At 64.1% G+C, this 16,555-nt stretch carries 12 protein-coding genes; 11 read left to right on the top strand and 1 reads right to left on the bottom strand.

Going from position 1 to position 16,555, the window contains the following annotated elements; genetic code table 11:
* Positions 1-258: 258 nt before the first annotated feature.
* The 7 genes from lepA to acpS all read left to right on the top strand — a co-directional run bounded on the left by lepA (position 259) and on the right by acpS (position 7,253).
* The gene (gene lepA / locus AOG28_RS00580) at positions 259-2,079 is read left to right on the top strand and encodes a translation elongation factor 4 (protein ID WP_043331869.1); all 1,821 of its coding nucleotides are present in this window, start codon (positions 259-261) and stop codon (positions 2,077-2,079) included.
* A gap of 55 nt (positions 2,080-2,134) precedes the next feature.
* Positions 2,135-2,938 (top strand): signal peptidase I, encoded by an 804-nt coding sequence (gene lepB, locus AOG28_RS00575; RefSeq protein WP_054554987.1) that lies wholly within the window; start codon positions 2,135-2,137, stop codon positions 2,936-2,938.
* A 340-nt stretch (positions 2,939-3,278) separates the two neighbouring features.
* Positions 3,279-3,971, top strand: a complete 693-nt coding sequence (gene rnc / locus AOG28_RS00570; protein ID WP_043331866.1) for a ribonuclease III — start codon at positions 3,279-3,281, stop codon at positions 3,969-3,971.
* A 92-nt stretch (positions 3,972-4,063) separates the two neighbouring features.
* Positions 4,064-5,008: a GTPase Era gene (gene era / locus AOG28_RS00565; RefSeq protein WP_052384345.1), complete on the top strand. Its 945-nt coding sequence runs from the start codon at positions 4,064-4,066 to the stop codon at positions 5,006-5,008.
* Positions 5,009-5,210: 202 nt separating this feature from the next.
* On the top strand, positions 5,211-5,927 hold the full coding sequence (gene recO, locus AOG28_RS00560; protein ID WP_054554986.1) for a DNA repair protein RecO: 717 nt from the start codon (positions 5,211-5,213) through the stop codon (positions 5,925-5,927).
* 121 nt (positions 5,928-6,048) lie between these two features.
* Positions 6,049-6,879, top strand: a complete 831-nt coding sequence (gene pdxJ, locus AOG28_RS00555) for a pyridoxine 5'-phosphate synthase (protein WP_054554985.1) — start codon at positions 6,049-6,051, stop codon at positions 6,877-6,879.
* Entirely contained in the window at positions 6,876-7,253 is a 378-nt protein-coding gene (acpS, locus tag AOG28_RS00550) for a holo-ACP synthase (protein ID WP_054554984.1), read from the top strand. The genes pdxJ and acpS overlap by 4 nt, the downstream gene beginning before the upstream one ends.
* 124 nt (positions 7,254-7,377) lie before the next feature.
* On the opposite strand, the gene AOG28_RS00545 is transcribed toward acpS, so the two are convergent.
* A complete protein-coding gene (locus AOG28_RS00545) occupies positions 7,378-10,611 on the bottom strand; it encodes a hybrid sensor histidine kinase/response regulator (protein WP_054554983.1) in 3,234 nt (1,077 codons plus the stop codon).
* Positions 10,612-10,832: 221 nt separating this feature from the next.
* On the opposite strand from AOG28_RS00545, the gene cysM reads away from it, so the two are divergent.
* Genes cysM through mazG form a run of 4 tightly spaced genes read left to right on the top strand, consistent with a single transcriptional unit; the run spans position 10,833 to position 16,508 of the window.
* On the top strand, positions 10,833-11,819 hold the full coding sequence (gene cysM / locus AOG28_RS00540; RefSeq protein ID WP_082388106.1) for a cysteine synthase CysM: 987 nt from the start codon (positions 10,833-10,835) through the stop codon (positions 11,817-11,819).
* Positions 11,819-13,222: an RsmD family RNA methyltransferase gene (locus AOG28_RS00535; protein WP_054554982.1), complete on the top strand. Its 1,404-nt coding sequence runs from the start codon at positions 11,819-11,821 to the stop codon at positions 13,220-13,222. The genes cysM and AOG28_RS00535 overlap by 1 nt, the downstream gene beginning before the upstream one ends.
* A 56-nt stretch (positions 13,223-13,278) precedes the next feature.
* On the top strand, positions 13,279-15,543 hold the full coding sequence (gene relA, locus AOG28_RS00530; protein ID WP_054554981.1) for a GTP diphosphokinase: 2,265 nt from the start codon (positions 13,279-13,281) through the stop codon (positions 15,541-15,543).
* Positions 15,540-16,508, top strand: coding sequence for a nucleoside triphosphate pyrophosphohydrolase (gene mazG, locus AOG28_RS00525; RefSeq protein WP_054554980.1), 969 nt, complete (start codon positions 15,540-15,542; stop codon positions 16,506-16,508). Before relA ends, mazG begins: the two co-directional genes overlap by 4 nt.
* Positions 16,509-16,555 lie beyond the last annotated feature (47 nt).

Genomic DNA, 16,555 nt, shown 5'->3' with positions numbered 1-16,555 from the left:
GACCGCCACCGGCACGAAGGCGGTCACTCCGGTAGCAGACGGGGCGCACGGGCGACTGTGCGCCCCGTCTGCTACCGGGCGGCCCTGCGGCTCACCCGAGATCAGGCGGGTTATGACAGGACCGGACGGGCGCAAAAGGCAACGCCTTCTATCATCGCTTGTGGTCGGACTGTACAATGCGTGCAATTCGATTTCCGTCGTCTCCCGTGTTGGCCGTGTGATTTCACGGAGACGGGCACAAATACAGAGCAGTGATCCATGACCGAACGCGTAACGCCGCCGTCCTTGAAGCATATCCGCAACTTCTCAATCATCGCCCACATTGACCACGGCAAGTCCACGCTGGCTGACCGCATCATCCAGCTGTGCGAAGGCTTGAGCGACCGTGAGCTCAAGGAGCAGGTGCTTGACTCGATGGACATCGAGCGTGAGCGCGGCATCACCATCAAGGCGCAGTCGGTGACACTCGACTACCACGCTGACGATGGCAATACCTATCAGCTGAACTTCATCGATACGCCGGGGCACGTCGACTTCTCCTATGAAGTCTCGCGCTCGCTGTATGCCTGTGAAGGGGCGCTGCTGGTGGTCGATGCCGGCCAGGGCGTCGAAGCCCAGTCGGTGGCCAACTGCTACACCGCCATCGAGCAGGGCCTCGAGGTGCTGCCGGTCCTCAACAAGATGGATCTGCCGCAGGCGGACCCGGAGAAGGTCTCCCAGGAGATCGAGGAGATCATCGGTCTGGACGCGACGGATGCCTGTCAGGTGTCGGCCAAGTCCGGCATGGGCATGGAAGCGCTGCTCGAGCGTCTGGTGCGTGACATTCCGCCGCCCAAGGGCGATCCGGAGGCACCGCTGCAGGCGCTGATCATCGATTCCTGGTTCGACAACTACCTCGGCGTCGTCTCGCTGGTGCGTATCTTCGACGGTACCCTGAAGAAGGGCGAGAAGATCCGCCTGAAGTCCACCGGCCGTGACTGGGAAACCGGCGCGATCGGTATCTTCACGCCCAAGCGCAAGGAAACCGGCGTGCTGCGCGCCGGTGAGGTCGGCTTCATCGTCGCCGGTATCAAGGACATCATGGGCGCGCCGGTGGGTGACACCATCGTGCACACCAAGACCGCCGACAAGGTCGAGCGTCTGCCGGGCTTCCAGAAGGTCAAGCCGCAGGTCTATGCCGGCATGTTCCCGATCAGCTCCGATGACTACGAGGACTTCCGTGACGCGCTGCAGAAGCTGGCGCTCAACGATGCCTCGCTTGACTACGAGCCGGAGAACTCCGACGCGCTGGGCTTCGGTTTCCGTGTCGGCTTCCTCGGCACCCTGCACATGGAGATCATCCAGGAGCGTCTGGAGCGCGAGTACAATCTCGATCTGCTGACCACCGCGCCGACGGTGATCTATGAGGTGCTGATGGACAACGGCGATGTGCTGCCGGTGTCCAACCCGTCCAAGCTTCCGGACATGGCCAACGTCGATGAGCTGCGCGAGCCGATCTGCCGCGCTACCATCCTCGTGCCGCAGGAATATGTCGGCAACGTCATCACCGAGTGCGTCAATCGTCGTGGCGTTCAGCTCGACATGCAGTTCCTGGGTAGCCAGATCCAGCTGATCTATGAACTGCCGATGGCGGAAGTGGTGATGGACTTCTTCGATCGCCTCAAGTCCATTTCCAAGGGCTATGCGTCACTGGATTACAGCTTCGAGCGCTTCGAGGCGGCCAAGCTGGTGCGTCTGGACGTGCTGATCAACGGCGATCGCGTCGATGCACTGGCGGCGATCATCCACCGTGATCACGCACATGGCCGCGGCCGTCTGCTGGTCGAGAAGATGAAAGAGCTGATTCCGCGTCAGATGTTCGATGTGGCGATCCAGGCTGCCGTCGGTGGCCAGGTCGTGGCACGCTCCACCGTCAAGGCGCTGCGCAAGAACGTGACCGCCAAATGTTACGGCGGCGACGTCAGCCGCAAGAAGAAGCTGCTCGAGAAGCAGAAAGCGGGTAAGAAGCGCATGAAGCAGGTCGGCCGGGTGGAAATTCCCCAGGACGCCTTCCTTGCCGTGCTCAAGATGAACGACTGAGGCAGGCCGCCGTCTGGCGGCTTGCCACCAAGACCCAGGGCAGACAGGGACAACGATGGATTTCTCGCTAGTATTGGTGATTGCCGTAGCGGTAGCCGGCGTGGTGTGGTTGATAGACCTGGTTGCCCTGCGCAGTGCGCGCAAGGCGCGTGTGGCCAAGGCCGAGGCCTCCGTCGAAGGAGAACTGGACGCTGGCACGCGAGAGAAGCTGGCGCGTGACCCGTGGCCGGTGGACTATGCCAAGTCCTTCTTCCCGGTACTGCTGCTGGTACTGGTGGTGCGCTCCTTCGCGTTCGAGCCGTTCCAGATTCCGTCCGGCTCGATGCTGCCGACGCTCAAGATCGGCGACTTCATCCTGGTCAACAAGTATGACTATGGCCTGCGCCTGCCGGTGGTCGACACCAAGGTGCTGGAAGTCGGCGAGCCGGAGCGTGGCGATGTGATGGTGTTCCGTTTCCCGGAGGATCCGTCCACCAACTTCATCAAGCGCGTCGTCGGCCTGCCGGGCGATACCATTCGCTACGAAGGCAAGCAGCTCTACGTGAATGGTGAGGCCATCGACAAGACATTGAATGCGCGCAACTCCAGTGAACAGTCCGGTGAAGACCTGCTGGATGAGACACTGGGGAAACACGCCCATCAAATCTACAATAACCCTCAGGACCCCGGCCCGCAGATGCGCGAGATCCGGGTGCCGGAAGGCATGTACTTCGTGATGGGTGACAACCGTGATCACTCCAACGACAGCCGCTACTGGGGCTTCGTGCCGGAAGAGAACATCGTCGGCAAGGCGGTGGCGGTATGGATGCACTGGAAAGAAGGGTTCCCGGACTTTTCCTCGGTACGCCTGATTCATTGATCAGTGCATTGACCGGGCCGCCGAGAGGCGGCCCGGTCGTGTCTGGCAGGGCCACATTGGCCCGCCGGCCTTATCAGTGCGGATTTTCGACATGGGACGATGCGTCGTGCCTGCCATGTCAACCTGCTGTTCATCATGTCGGACCCGTGGCCACAAGCTTGCGGGCAGCGCGGCTGACGAATATCGGATTGGGATGGTGGCAATCGGCAACTCCTCAAGCCGCGTAGGCTTCGGGCATCGCGAGACATGTCGAAGACGACAGGCATCAGCCAGCATGACTGATGCACCATTCGACAGGACGCCCGCGGGCGTCAGCGACAAAAAGAGAGTAGGGAGACCTGTGAGTAGCCCGCTGAATGCCTTTGTAAAGCGTATCGGTCACACCTTCGAGGATGCGAGCCTGCTGGAACTGGCTCTGACCCATCGAAGCTATGGTGGCCAGAACAATGAGCGTCTCGAATTCCTTGGCGATTCCATCGTCAACTTCGTGATCGCCGAAGCGCTGTTCCTGCGCTTCCCCCAGGCCCGTGAAGGCCAGCTGTCACGCCTGCGTGCGCGCCTGGTCAAGGGCCAGACACTCGCGGAGCTGGCGCGTGAATTCAATCTCGGCGAGAACCTGCGTCTGGGCTCCGGTGAGATGAAAAGCGGCGGTCACCGTCGCGAGTCCATTCTGGCCGATGCCGTGGAAGCCGTGATCGGCGCCATCTATCTGGACGCCGGCATGCAGGTGGCGCGTGAACACGTGCTGCGCTGGTACGCCACCCGTCTTGAAGCGCTGAATCTTCAGGACACCCAGAAAGACCCCAAGACGCGTCTGCAGGAATTCCTGCAATCGCGTCAGGCGGCACTGCCGCGTTATGAGGTGACCAGCGTCGAAGGCGAAGCGCATTCGCAGACCTTCAGCGTCGATTGCCACGTCGAGATGATCGACACCAAGACCACAGGCGTCGGCTCCAGCCGTCGTCATGCTGAACAGCAGGCGGCCGAGTTCGCGCTGCAACTGCTCGAACCTGCCCGCGGAGGCCGCTCATGAGCCATACCCCAGAAGACAACGTCACCCCGAGCGGCGACGCCCCTGATCACTCCACTGATAACGGCGTCGGCACCCCGGATGCCCTCGAGGGCATGCTGGCCGCCGCCGGTGTCAGCGATCAGCCGCTGCCGGACACCCGCTGTGGCTTCGTCGCCATCGTCGGTCGCCCGAATGTCGGCAAGTCGACGCTGATGAACCACATCCTGGGCCAGAAGGTCTCGATCACCTCGCGTCGTCCGCAGACCACGCGTCACCAGGTGATGGGTATCCACACCGAAGAGGGCACCCAGTGCGTCTTCGTCGATACCCCGGGGATCCACATCATGCAGCGCGATCGCAACAAGGCGATCAACCGCTTCATGAACCAGGCCGCCACCCAGGCGCTGCGTGACGTCGATGCCGTCGTCTTCATCGTCGACCGCACCCGCTGGATGGAAGAAGACCAGATCGTGCTCGAGAAGCTGGCCCACGTGAAGGCGCCGGTGATTCTGGTGGTCAACAAGATCGATTGGCTCAAGGACAAGACCACCCTCGCGCCCTGGCTGCAGAGCCTGCAGGAGCGTCGTGACTTCGCGGCCATCATTCCGATGTCGGCCAAGAACGGCACCAACATCGATCTGCTGCTCGAGAACGTGATGAAGCGTCTGCCGCAGGGTGAGCACATGTTCGCGGACGACCAGATCACCAACAAGAGCTCTCGCTTCCTGGCCTCCGAGCTGGTGCGCGAGAAGGTGATGCGTCAGCTGGGCGACGAACTGCCCTACCAGATGACCGTCGAGATCGAGGAATTCAAGACCGATCAGCGCGGCACCCTGCACATCAGCGCGCTGATGATGGTCGAGCGTCAGGGTCAGAAGAAGATCCTGATCGGCGAGAACGGTGAGCGCATCAAGAACATCGGCCGTGAAGCGCGTCTCGAGATGGAGCGTGCCTTCGACGCCAAGGTCATGCTGAACCTGTGGGTCAAGGTCAAGCGTGGCTGGTCGGATGACGAGCGTGCCCTGAAGAGTCTGGGTTACACCCACGACAAGGACTGACGACGTCGCGCGAGCGGTGCAGGGCGGTGGCGATCCGAGAGGGTCGCGACTGCCATGTGCCGCCCGTCGCTGATCCGATGTTCTCGCGGCCTCTGTCGCGCACCGCCTGGCCCTGTCCAGGCGGTCTCGTTTCTTGCCAGCCCCTCTGCCAGTCCTTCTACCAGCTTTTTTGCCAAGCCACCGTCTGACGTGAGCCTGCCTGATGACGCCGCAACCGGCCTTCCTGCTGCATCGCAAGCCTTACCGTGAAACCAGTGCCATCATCGAATTGCTGACCCTCGAACACGGACGGGTGCGCGCGGTGGCGCGTGGCGTTCAGCGCCCGGGCAGCAAGGCGCGTGCACGACTGCAGCCGTTCACGCCCCTGCATGTCACCTGGCGAGGCGAGAGCGATCTCAAGACTCTCAACCTGATGGAGACCGGCGGCAGCGCCAGTCTACTGGCGGGCGAGGGACTGCTGTGCGGGTTCTACGCCAATGAGCTTTTGACCCGCACGCTGCCGGTGGAAATGCCGGTGCCGGAGCTGTTCGCGCTCTACTCGCTGACATTGGATGAGGTGGCACTGCCCGCCAGACGCGCGCCCGCGCTCAGGCGACTGGAATACAGCCTGCTGGAAGCGCTGGAGCAACTGCCGCAATTTCGCGCTCTTGATGACAGCCCGCTGATGCCGGATGTGCGCTATGACTATGTGGTCAGTGAGCGACGCTTTCAGGCGCAGCTGCCAGGCGCGGCGGGCATCGAGGGGCGCGCCCTGAAGTTGCTGGCCAGTGAAGACTGGGGCCATGCAGGGCTTGCCCGCGAGAGCCTGTGGCTGGCGCGGCGTGCGCTGGCGCCGCTGCTGGGAGATCGTCCGCTGCGTTCGCGCGAGTTGATGATGCAGCTGACGGCCAGGCGGCGTCAGAGTCGCCAGTCCGACTGACGCCGTCAGGCGTGGCGACACTGTCCGGCTGCGGCGTGACGCATGATAGTATTGCGCGACCTGTCTTCGGCATGGCCCTCGTCGCCATGCCTGTTCTCTTGTTCATCGTTAGGAGCTGATCATGCATCCGCTGCGCATCCTGCTCGGGGTCAACATCGACCACATCGCCACACTGCGTCAGGCGCGTGGTACCCGCTATCCGGACCCGGTCCAGGCCGCGCTGGTCGCGGAAGAGGCGGGTGCCGACGGTATCACCGTGCACCTGCGTGAAGACCGTCGCCACATCCAGGAGCGCGACGTGCGCATTCTGGCCGAGGTGCTCAACACGCGCATGAACCTCGAGATGGCCGTCAGCGAAGAGATGCTGGCGCTGGCCGAGGAAGTCCAGCCGGCCAACGTGTGTCTGGTGCCGGAAAAGCGCGAAGAGCTGACCACCGAAGGCGGACTGGATGTCGCCGGTGATCTGGCGCGCATCACTGCCGCCTGCGAGCGTCTGGCAGCGGCGGGCTGTGAAGTCTCGCTGTTCATCGACCCGGAGCCGGAGCAGATCCGTGCCGCCTTCGAAGCCGGTGCGCCGGTCATCGAGCTGCATACCGGCGCCTATGCCGATGCCACGGGCGAGACGGCGCGTGTCGAGTTCGAGCGCATCGCGGCCGCCGCGGAGCTGGCCAACGAACTGGGGCTGGTGGTCAATGCCGGTCACGGCCTCAACTATCACAACGTCGAGGCGATCGCGGGTATCTCCGGGCTCAACGAGCTGAACATCGGTCACGCGATCATCGCGCGCGCCATGTTCGTCGGCCTGAAGGAGGCCGTCATCGAGATGAAGCGTCTGTGTATCGCAGGCCAGGAAGCGGGCCTGATGGCCGCGCTGGATGCGCACGATCATGATCATGACCACGAACACGGTGATGACCATGAGCATGTGCAGGGCTCAGGCTGCTGCGGATGATCGTCGGCATAGGCGCGGACATCGCGCGTATCGAGCGCTTCGAGGCAGGCATGGCGCGCCACGGCGAGCGCTTTGCGCGCCGATTGCTGGGGGAAGAGGAGCTGGCGCGCTTTGCCGATCACCCTCAGCCGGCGGCCTTTCTGGCCAAGCGTTTCGCGGCCAAGGAAGCCTTCGTCAAGGCGTTGGGCACCGGCCTGCGTCAGGGCATGCGCTTCACCCAGATTCAGGTGGTCAACGACGCCCTGGGCAAGCCCTCGCTCAAGCTGTCTGACGAGGCGGAAGCCCTGACCGCGCGGGCGGGTATCCGCCATCTGCACCTGTCGATCAGTGATGAGCGTGATCAGGCCATCGCCTTCGTGGTGCTGGAGCGTTAGCCTATTCGGTCTGGCGCTGTATCGCGCCTGTGAACACGGCGCTCGAAACGACAACGCCACCCCTGCCTTGCGGCAGCGGGTGGCGTTGTCGTTTGTGCAGGGCTGGTCTTTCAGGACTGGTTTTTCAGGGCTGGTTTTTGGACTGGGGCTCGCTCGTCTGTGGCTTGCTTACCGATGACGAGCCTGTGTCGGATGGCTCAGCGGGTGCATTCGAGGGTGCGGTGGCGGACGATGAAGAGGTCTCGACAGGGGACGCTGTCGGCGTCTCAGGCGTCTCACCCGCGGGACTGGCCGGTTCAAGTGGCGCGGCGAGCAAGGCCTTGGCCTCATCGCTGTGCGACCACTGGATCAGGCTGTCGATGGCCGCGAACAGGGCATCGACATCCTCTTCCAGCTGCGACAGGCCGCTGACGCGGATGCGGGTCTCCAGCGCTTCCACCAGCAGTGCCAGGCGCGGCACGCCACAGTAGCGGCAGGCGCCGTTGAGATAATGCACGCCATCGAGCATCGCCTCGTTGTCACGCGCCTGCCAGGCGCGGCGGATCCTGGCCTCGCTCTCCGGCAGGCTCTCGATCAACAGCCCCAGCATCTCCAGAGCCAGCGCCTCGCGGCCACCGGCCATCTCCACGCCCAGCGCCATGTCGACTACCGGCAGGTCGGCGTCCTGCTCCAGGCTGAGCTGACTCTTCGCGGCAGAGCGGGGCAGCGGCGCTGCCGACGATGAGGATTCAGCCTGGCTGGCAGCGTCTTTCACTCCCGGCGGCAAGGCAGTCGTCGCCTGACTGCGAGCAGGGCTGCGCGCTTGGTTGCGTTCTGGACTGCGCGATTGGCTGCGAGCAGGGCTGCGCGTTTGGCTAGATGACCGCGCGGCCTGCGGTGGCGGGTTCAGCGAAATGCCTAGATGACGGCTGAGCAGGTTGGCCAGCAGGCCCTCGTCGATGGGCTTGATCAGGTAATCATCCATGCCTTCCGCCAACAGCTCTCGCCGTTCATGCGCCAGTGCATGGGCGGTGAGGGCGATCACCGGCAGGTGGCGGTTGCCCTCGCGATGCTGATGACGCAGCGCCTTGGTAGCTTCCAGCCCGTTCATGCCCGGCATCTGGATATCCATCAGGACGGCATCCACGACCTGCTCCTGAGCCAGCGCCAGCGCCTCTTCGCCACTCTGGGCGGCCAGGGTGTCCAGCCCCATGTCGGTCAACAGCTCCTCGGCCAACAGGCGGTTGGAGGGGTTGTCGTCGACCACCATCACGCACTTGCGAGGCTGCGCAGGCGTTTCCTGGCTCGCAGGCTGGGCGGTGAGCTCAGGCCGCGGGCCAGCCGGTGGCGTCTTGACAGGCATGGCGTTCGCGGCAGGCGTGCTGGCTGGCTTGGCACTCTCATCAGTCTTGTCGATCGGCTTGGCGGCTGGTGCCGTGCTTGCGTCCTGCTCACGTGTGGCCGGCTCGAACGAGGTGAAGGAGGCGCTGCGTGGCGCCTGAGTCGGGTCGCGGTGAGGTGAGTGCAGCAGATTGGCCAGCTTGTGACGCATCTGCAGGCGTGTGACCGGCTTGCTGACCACTTCGTCGATACCGTACTGCTGCAGGTTCTCGGCGTCGGCGGGCAGGGGCGCGTTCAGCAGGCCCAGCACGCGACACGGCAGATGCTTGAGGCGCGCGCCCCATTCATCCAGCCGCTTGAGGTCGCGGCTCTCCAGCGCGACCACCACCAGGTCCGGCTGCTCTTCGATGCCGACCAGCGTCAGTGACCAGCGGGTCAGCAGGTAACTCAGGGCGCGACGGGTGGCCGAGTGCGGCTCGATCAGGCAGATGCGTTGATGATCGAACACGACTTCGCGCGGGCGCTCCTCGATGCTGCTGACCGCCACCGGCACGCTGAACAGGAAGGTGGAGCCGTGGCCGGGCAGGCTGTCGACCTGGATCTCGCCGCCCATCTGCTCGACCAGTCGCTTGGAGATCATCAGCCCAAGGCCGGTGCCGCCGAACTGGCGTGCCCGTGACGGGTCTCCCTGCGAGAAGGCCTGGAACAGACGATTGCGCTGGGCGCTGTCCATGCCGATGCCGGTGTCTGCCACCGCGATCTTGAGGCGGGTGTTGCTGCCGGAGAGGTCATCCACCATCACGCGCACGATGACTTCGCCGCGCTCGGTGAACTTGACGGCATTGGCGACCAGATTCGTCACCACCTGCTTGATGCGCAGCGGGTCGCCCTCGAAGCGCTGCGGCACGTCGTCATAGACAAGCCCGAGCAGATGCAGATGCTTGCGATGGGCCTCCGGGGCATGCATGGCGAGCACTTCCTCGATCAGCGGCTCGATGTCCATCTGCACCTTCTCGAGCTCGAGCTTGCCGGCTTCGATCTTGGAGAAGTCGAGAATGTCATTGATCAATGACATCAGGCTCGAGGAGGCATTCTGCATGTGACCCAGCCAGTCGCGCTGGCGGTTGTCCAGATCACTGCGCCCCAGCAGGTTGCTGAAGCCGATGATGCCGTTGAGCGGCGTGCGGATCTCATGGCTCATGTTGGCCAGGAATTCCGACTTGATGCGGTTGGCTTCCAGCGCCTTGCGGCGCGCCATGTCGAGCTCGATGTTCTTGATCTCGACGGTTTCCATCGACTCGTGCAGGTCCTGGGTGGTCTGTTCGATCTGGTCCTGCATGTCCTCGCGGGCGCGCTTGAGCTGCTCGACGCTGCGGTTGTAGTTATCGGCCAGCTCGCTGAGGTCGTCATTGCCTGCCACCGGCAGCTGGCGGTGTGTCTCGCCGCGCGCCAGACAAGTGAGGGCCTCGCCCAGCTCATGCAGCGGCTGCAGCATGCGGCGCGAGCCATGGAAGGCCAGCAGCAGCAGCGCCAGCCCGAAGACCAGATTGGCCAGCCCGTAGCCGACCAGCAGCTGGTAGCGATGCAGCACGAGACGGGTGTCGGAGGCCTCCAGTACCAGCCATGACATCTGCTCGCCGCGTTGCGTCTCGCGCCACGGGTCGATGACCGGCATCACCATCACCAGTGAGTTCGGGTCCGAGGGGTAGGCCTGATTCTCGACCAGCGTGCTGGTTTCCGGGCGCTGGCTGGGGCCGAGATGCAACAGGGCGCCGCCGTTGGCGGTGCGCAGCGTCAGGGCGCGCACGTCGCGCTGGTCGATCAGCATCTGGGCCTGCTCGTGCAGGCGCTGGTCGTCAGCGGCGAGGGCGGCGTTGGCCATGCCCGGCATGATGGCCTGCATGCTGGCCTGCAGGCGCTCCATCATGGCCAGGCGCTCACCGCTGATCTCGCGGTCCACCGCATACAGGCTGAACATCAGGCTGGTGGCGAGGGGCAGCAGCAAGAGGGCAAGCTGGAATCGGGTACGAAGCAGCATGGCAATCCATCGTCAAAGGGCGAACGAGCATCAGCGGCAAGCATACCTCGCGCTCTTGAGCGAAGCGATGGCGAGCGCCCTGACAGGGCTGGGCGGGAGCGATATACTGCGCGCATCATCTACACCCCGACGCGGCCCCCCGTTCGTCCTTGGTCCCGATGCCAGCGCCTGACCGCTGTCATTCGGCTGTCCGGGCGCGGCGTCTCTGGAGTCTGCCTCTCATGTCTCATCTCAGCGAAACCCCCGGTGACGCCACCCCTGGCGCGTCCGATTATCCCAGCCTTGCAGATGTCGTCGGCAATACGCCGCTGGTGCGCCTGACGCGCATCACCGCGGGCCGCAACAATGTGCTGCTGGCCAAGCTGGAGGGTCACAACCCCGCCGGTTCGGTCAAGGATCGTCCGGCGCTTTCCATGTTCCAGGAGGCGGAAGCGCGCGGCGAGATCTCTCCCGGCGATACCCTGATCGAAGCGACCTCCGGCAATACCGGCATCGCGCTGGCCATGACGGCGGCCATCAAGGGCTACCGCATGGTGCTGGTGATGCCGGCCAGTGCCTCCAGCGAGCGCAAGCAGGCGATGGGTGCCTACGGGGCCACGCTGATCGAAGCCGATGGCATGGAGCACGCGCGGGACCTGGCCGAGGCGATGATCGCGCGTGGCGAGGGCAAGGCGCTGGATCAGTTCGCCAATCAGGACAATCCGCTGTCGCATTACCGCACCACCGGGCCGGAACTCTGGCAGCAGACCCATGGGCGCATCACGCACTTCGTGTCCTCGATGGGCACCACCGGCACCATCATGGGCACTTCGCGCTATCTGAAGGAGCAGAATCCGGCCATCGAGATCGTCGGTCTGCAACCTGCTGAAGGCGCCAGCATCGCGGGTATCCGCCGCTGGCCCGCCGAATATCTGCCGAGAATCTTCGATGCCTCACGTATCGACCGCACGCTGGATATCGGCCAGCACGAAGCCGAAGTCTGCATGCGCCGCCTGGCGCGCGAAGAAGGCATTCTGGCCGGTGTCTCCTCCGGCGGTGCGCTGGCGGGCGCGCTCAAGCTCGCCGAGCAGGTCGAGAATGCGGTCATCGTGTTCATCGTCTGTGATCGGGGAGACCGCTATCTCTCGACAGGCCTCTATACCCAGGACGACGACATGACTCAGCAGGACACGCCCCACAATGAAGCCGTCGCAGGGGGGCGTTCCTGATGGCGCTGCTCGGACAGAAGCGACCGGCGCGCAAGCCGACCCGTCGCGAGAAGGAAGTGGCCAGCCGTGGCACCCGCAATGCCAGCGACGCCGACAGCCAGTGGCTGACGGTCGACCGCCTGGCCCATGACGGGCGCGGCATCGCCCATGACGAGAGCGGCAAGACCCAGTTCATCGATCAGGCCCTGCCCGGCGAGCGCGTGACGCTGGCCATCCACCGCACTCATAAGCGCTTCAATGAGGCGCATGTGCGTGCACGTGACAACGCGGCTGACAGTCGTGTGACGCCGCCCTGTGCCTATTTCGGCAGCTGCGGCGGCTGTGATCTGCAGCATATGGCGCTGGATGCACAGCGCACCCATAAGGTGCAGGTGCTGGGCGAACATGCGACACGCAATGGCGTGACGCTGCCCGAGATTCAGCCGCTGGGCGATGATGAAAGCCGTTATCGCCGTCGCGCGCGTATCGGCGTACGCGTGACCGATGCCGGTGAGTTGCAGTTCGGCTTCCGGGGACGCGGCAGCAACCAGCTGGTCGATATCACCACCTGCAGCGTGCTGGTGCCGGAGCTGGACCGCCTGCTCGCGCCGCTGCGTGAGCTGATCGAAAGCCTCGAGGCGCCCAAGCGACTGGGCCATCTGGAGCTGACTGCTGCCGAAGGGCAGGTCATCGTGGTGGTGCGCCAGCTCAAGGCGGTGCCGCGTGATGCGCAGCGCTGGCAGGCCTTCGCCGAGCAGCATGGCCTGGTGGTCGGCTGGCGGGTCGGACGGGATCCGGTGGAGCTGGAGTGGCTGTCGGGTACGCCGAACGCCGCGTATTCGCTGAATATCGGCGCAACGACGTTGCGTCTTGCCTTCTCGCCGGGCGACTTCGTGCAGGTCAATGCGGCACTCAATCAGCGTCTGATCGACACCGCTTTCGAATGGCTGGGCGACGTCAGTGGCCTCAAGGTGATGGACCTCTACGCCGGTATCGGCAACCTGACCCTGGCGGCTGCCGCGGCCGGCGCCAGTGAGGTGACGGGCATCGAGGGCAGTCAGGGCATGGTCGATCAGCTGATGGTCAATGCCGAAGCCAACGGACTGGCGCAGGTGAGTGCACGTCGAGCGGACCTGAGCAAGGCCCTGCCGTCACTCGAGGGTATCGACCTTCTGGTACTAGACCCGCCGCGTGATGGCGCTCAGCCTCTCTGCGAGGAGCTGGCACGTGATCTGCATGCTGGGAGGGTCAGCCGAGTGCCGCAGCGTGTGCTGTATATCGCCTGTGACCCGACCACGTTGATGCGTGATGCACGGCTGTTGCAGGACGCCGGTTATCGTGTCACGCGTGCCCTGATGGCGGACATGTTCGTTCACACGGCACATCTGGAATCGATGTTGCTGCTGGAGCGGGCGGAAGACTGAGGCGGTGCCCTCGGGCACTGTCATCAAGATGGCAAGATATTCAAGGACATAGGGTCATGGTCAAGGTGCGCGAAGATCAGCCGCTGACCGATAGCGGTGGTGTGGACATCCCGGTGTGGGTCGCGCGACTGCGCGAGGAAGTCCCGTCGGTGAATGCCGCGGTCATGGTGCAGGCCTGTGAAGTGGCGCTCAAGGTAGCGCGCGAGGCGGACGCCCGCGGTGACAAGCCGTGGCGCGAGCCGCTGCGCAGTTTCCGTTTCAGTCTCGAGATGGCGGATATCCTGTCGGAACTCAAGCTCGATCAGCCGGCGCTGGTCGCGGCCGTGCTCTATCGCGCGGTACGTGAAGGGCATCTGGGGCTTGAGGCCATCGAGAAGCATTTCGGCAAGGAAGTGGCCCGCCTGATCGATGGCGTGCTCAACATGGCCGCCATCAGTCAGCTGCAGGCGCCGAGCCATGGCATGGCGCAGCATGACCAGCAGGACAACCTGCGCAAGATGCTGGTGTCGATGATCGATGACGTGCGCATCGCGCTGATCAAGATCGCCGAACGTACCGTCGCCCTGCGTCACGTCAAGGATGCCCCGCGCGAGAAGCGCATGCGCGTGGCCAGCGAAGTCTTCGATATCTACGGGCCGCTGGCGCACCGCCTGGGCATCGGTCAGCTCAAGTGGGAGCTGGAGGACCTGTCCTTCCGTTACCGCGAGGAGGATGAATACAAGACCATCGCCAAGCAGCTGTCCGAGAAGCGCCTGGAGCGTGAGCACTACATCGCCGACCTGCTGGTCGAGATGCGCACTCTGATGAGCGAGCAGGGCATCAAGCACTTCGATGTCGCGGGCCGCGCCAAGCACATCTACTCCATCTGGCGGAAGATGAAGATCAAGCGCATCGCCTTCTCCCAGGTGTATGACGTGCGCGCGGTACGGATTCTGGTCGGCACCGTCAGCGATTGCTACACGGCGCTGGGGATCGTCCACTCGCGCTGGCACCACGTGCCGCATGAGTTTGATGACTACATCGCCAATCCCAAGAAGAATGGCTACCAGTCATTGCACACTGCGGTGGTGGGGCCGAGCAACAAGGTCATCGAGATCCAGATCCGTACCTTCGACATGCACGAGGAGGCGGAGCTGGGCGTGTGTGCCCACTGGCGTTACAAGGGCCACGATGTCGGCCACAAGAGCCGCAGCTACGAGGACAAGATCGCCTGGTTACGTCAGGTGCTCGAATGGCAGGACGAAGTCGGCGAGAACGGCGGCCAGGAGGCGATCCGTCAGGGGCTGAGCTCCGACGTCGCGCCGGACCGCATCTACGTCTTCACGCCGGAGGGGCATGTCATCGACCTGCCCAAGATCGCGACGCCGATCGACTTCGCCTACCGCGTGCATACCGAGGTCGGCCATCGCTGCCGGGGTGCCAAGGTCGACGGGCGCATCGTGCCGCTGACCTACAAGCTCAAGACCGGCCAGCAGGTCGAGATCCTGACCGCCACCAAGGGCGGCCCGAGCCGTGACTGGCTCAACCCGAATCTGGGCTATGTGCGCACCTCGCGGGCCCGCGCCAAGATCCAGACCTGGTTCAAGCTGCAGGCACGCGATCAGAACGTCGATGAGGGCAAGGCGCTGCTCGAGAAGGAATTCTCGCGGCTGGCGCTGGAGAATCTCGACCGTGACAAGCTGGCCAACGCCGTCAATTACCCGACGCGTGATGACATGTACGCCGCCATCGGCGCGGGCGATCTGCGCGTCGGCCAGGTACTGCATCAGGCCCAGCAGCTGTTCGGCGATACCGATGATCAGGAGCAGCTCGAGCGTCTGCTGCGCCAGCGCAAGCCGCAGGGCAAGGAAAAGCCCGACGCCGTCATGGTGCTGGGGGTCGGCAATCTGAAGACCACCATGGCCAACTGCTGTCACCCGGTGCCGGGCGATCAGATCGCCGGCTTCATCACCCAGGGGCGCGGCGTGACCGTGCACCGTCAGGACTGCCCGAACCTGATTCAGCTGCGCTCGGACGAGCCGCGTCGCATCGTCGATGTCGACTGGGGCCAGCGCTCGCGCAATCAGTATCCGGTCGATATCGAGATCCAGGCCTGGGACCGCTCCGGCCTGCTGCGCGATGTCACCAACGTGCTGAGCGGCGACAAGGTCAATGTGCTGTCGGTGAACACGCGCACCGATCAGCTCGACAACATCGCCACGCTCAAGATCACGCTGGAAGTCGAGAACCTCGATGTGCTGGGGCGCGTATTTGCCCGCATCCAGCAGCTGCCCAACATCATCGACGTCAAGCGCCTGCGGGTCGGGGGCGACAAGGCATGAGTCGCCGATTGGATGCCAGTGTCGATGTCGATGCAGGCAGGCAAGCCGATACGCGCTACACCCTCGATGACCTGCTGACCCTGATGGCCGTGCTGCGTGACCCGCAGTACGGCTGCCCCTGGGACAGCCGCCAGGATTACGCGAGCCTGGTGCCGCACACCCTGGAGGAGGCCTATGAGGTCGCCGATGTCATCGAGCGCGCTGCGGCCGATGCCAGTGTGCTCGAGGAGCTGCCGGCGGAACTGGGTGACCTGCTGTTTCAGGGCGTCTTCTACGCCCAGATCGCCAGTGAGCAGCAACGCTTCGATTTCCACGACGTGATCCATGTGCTGACCGAGAAGATGCTGCACCGCCATCCGCATGTCTTCCCGGATGGCACCCTCGCGTCGCGCCGTGAGGGCATCGCCACTCATGAGGTCGACGAAGGCTCGCTCAATGCGCAGTGGGAGTCGCTCAAGCAGCAGGAGACCGCTGACGTGCCTGCCAGCCAGACTGCCGGCGACAGCGTGCTGGATGGCGTGCCGCTGGGCCTGCCGGCGCTGACACGGGCGGCCAAGCTCTCGAAGAAGGCCGCGCGTTCGGGCTTTGACTGGCCGGACACGAGTGGCGTGCTGGCCAAGATTCGTGAGGAGCTTGGCGAAGTCGAGGAAGCTCTGGCCGAGGGTGATACGGCCCATGCGCGCGAGGAGGTCGGGGACCTGCTGTTCGCGGTGGTCAATCTCGCGCGCACTCTCAAGGCGGACCCGGAGCAGATGCTGCGCGCCACCAATGCGCGCTTCGAATCACGCTTCCGCCATGTGGAAGCTGCGATCGCCGGGCAAGGGCGCACGCTGGATGAGGCCTCGCTTGCCGAGATGGATGCGCACTGGGATGAGGCCAAGCGCCGGGAGCGTGCGGCTGAGCAGGCGCGACAGGGCGAGGGTGCGACGTCAGCAGCGCGTCCGGTGACGCCGCTGGTTCGGTGAGGGAGCGTCGTCGCAGGGTATTGGGAAAAGGGCATTTGGAAAAATGT

The sequence above is a fragment of the Cobetia sp. UCD-24C genome (assembly GCF_001306765.1).
GTDB lineage: Bacteria > Pseudomonadota > Gammaproteobacteria > Pseudomonadales > Halomonadaceae > Cobetia > Cobetia amphilecti.
Note: the sequence above shows the minus strand (reverse complement) of the source record. Positions and strands in the feature narration are given on the sequence as shown.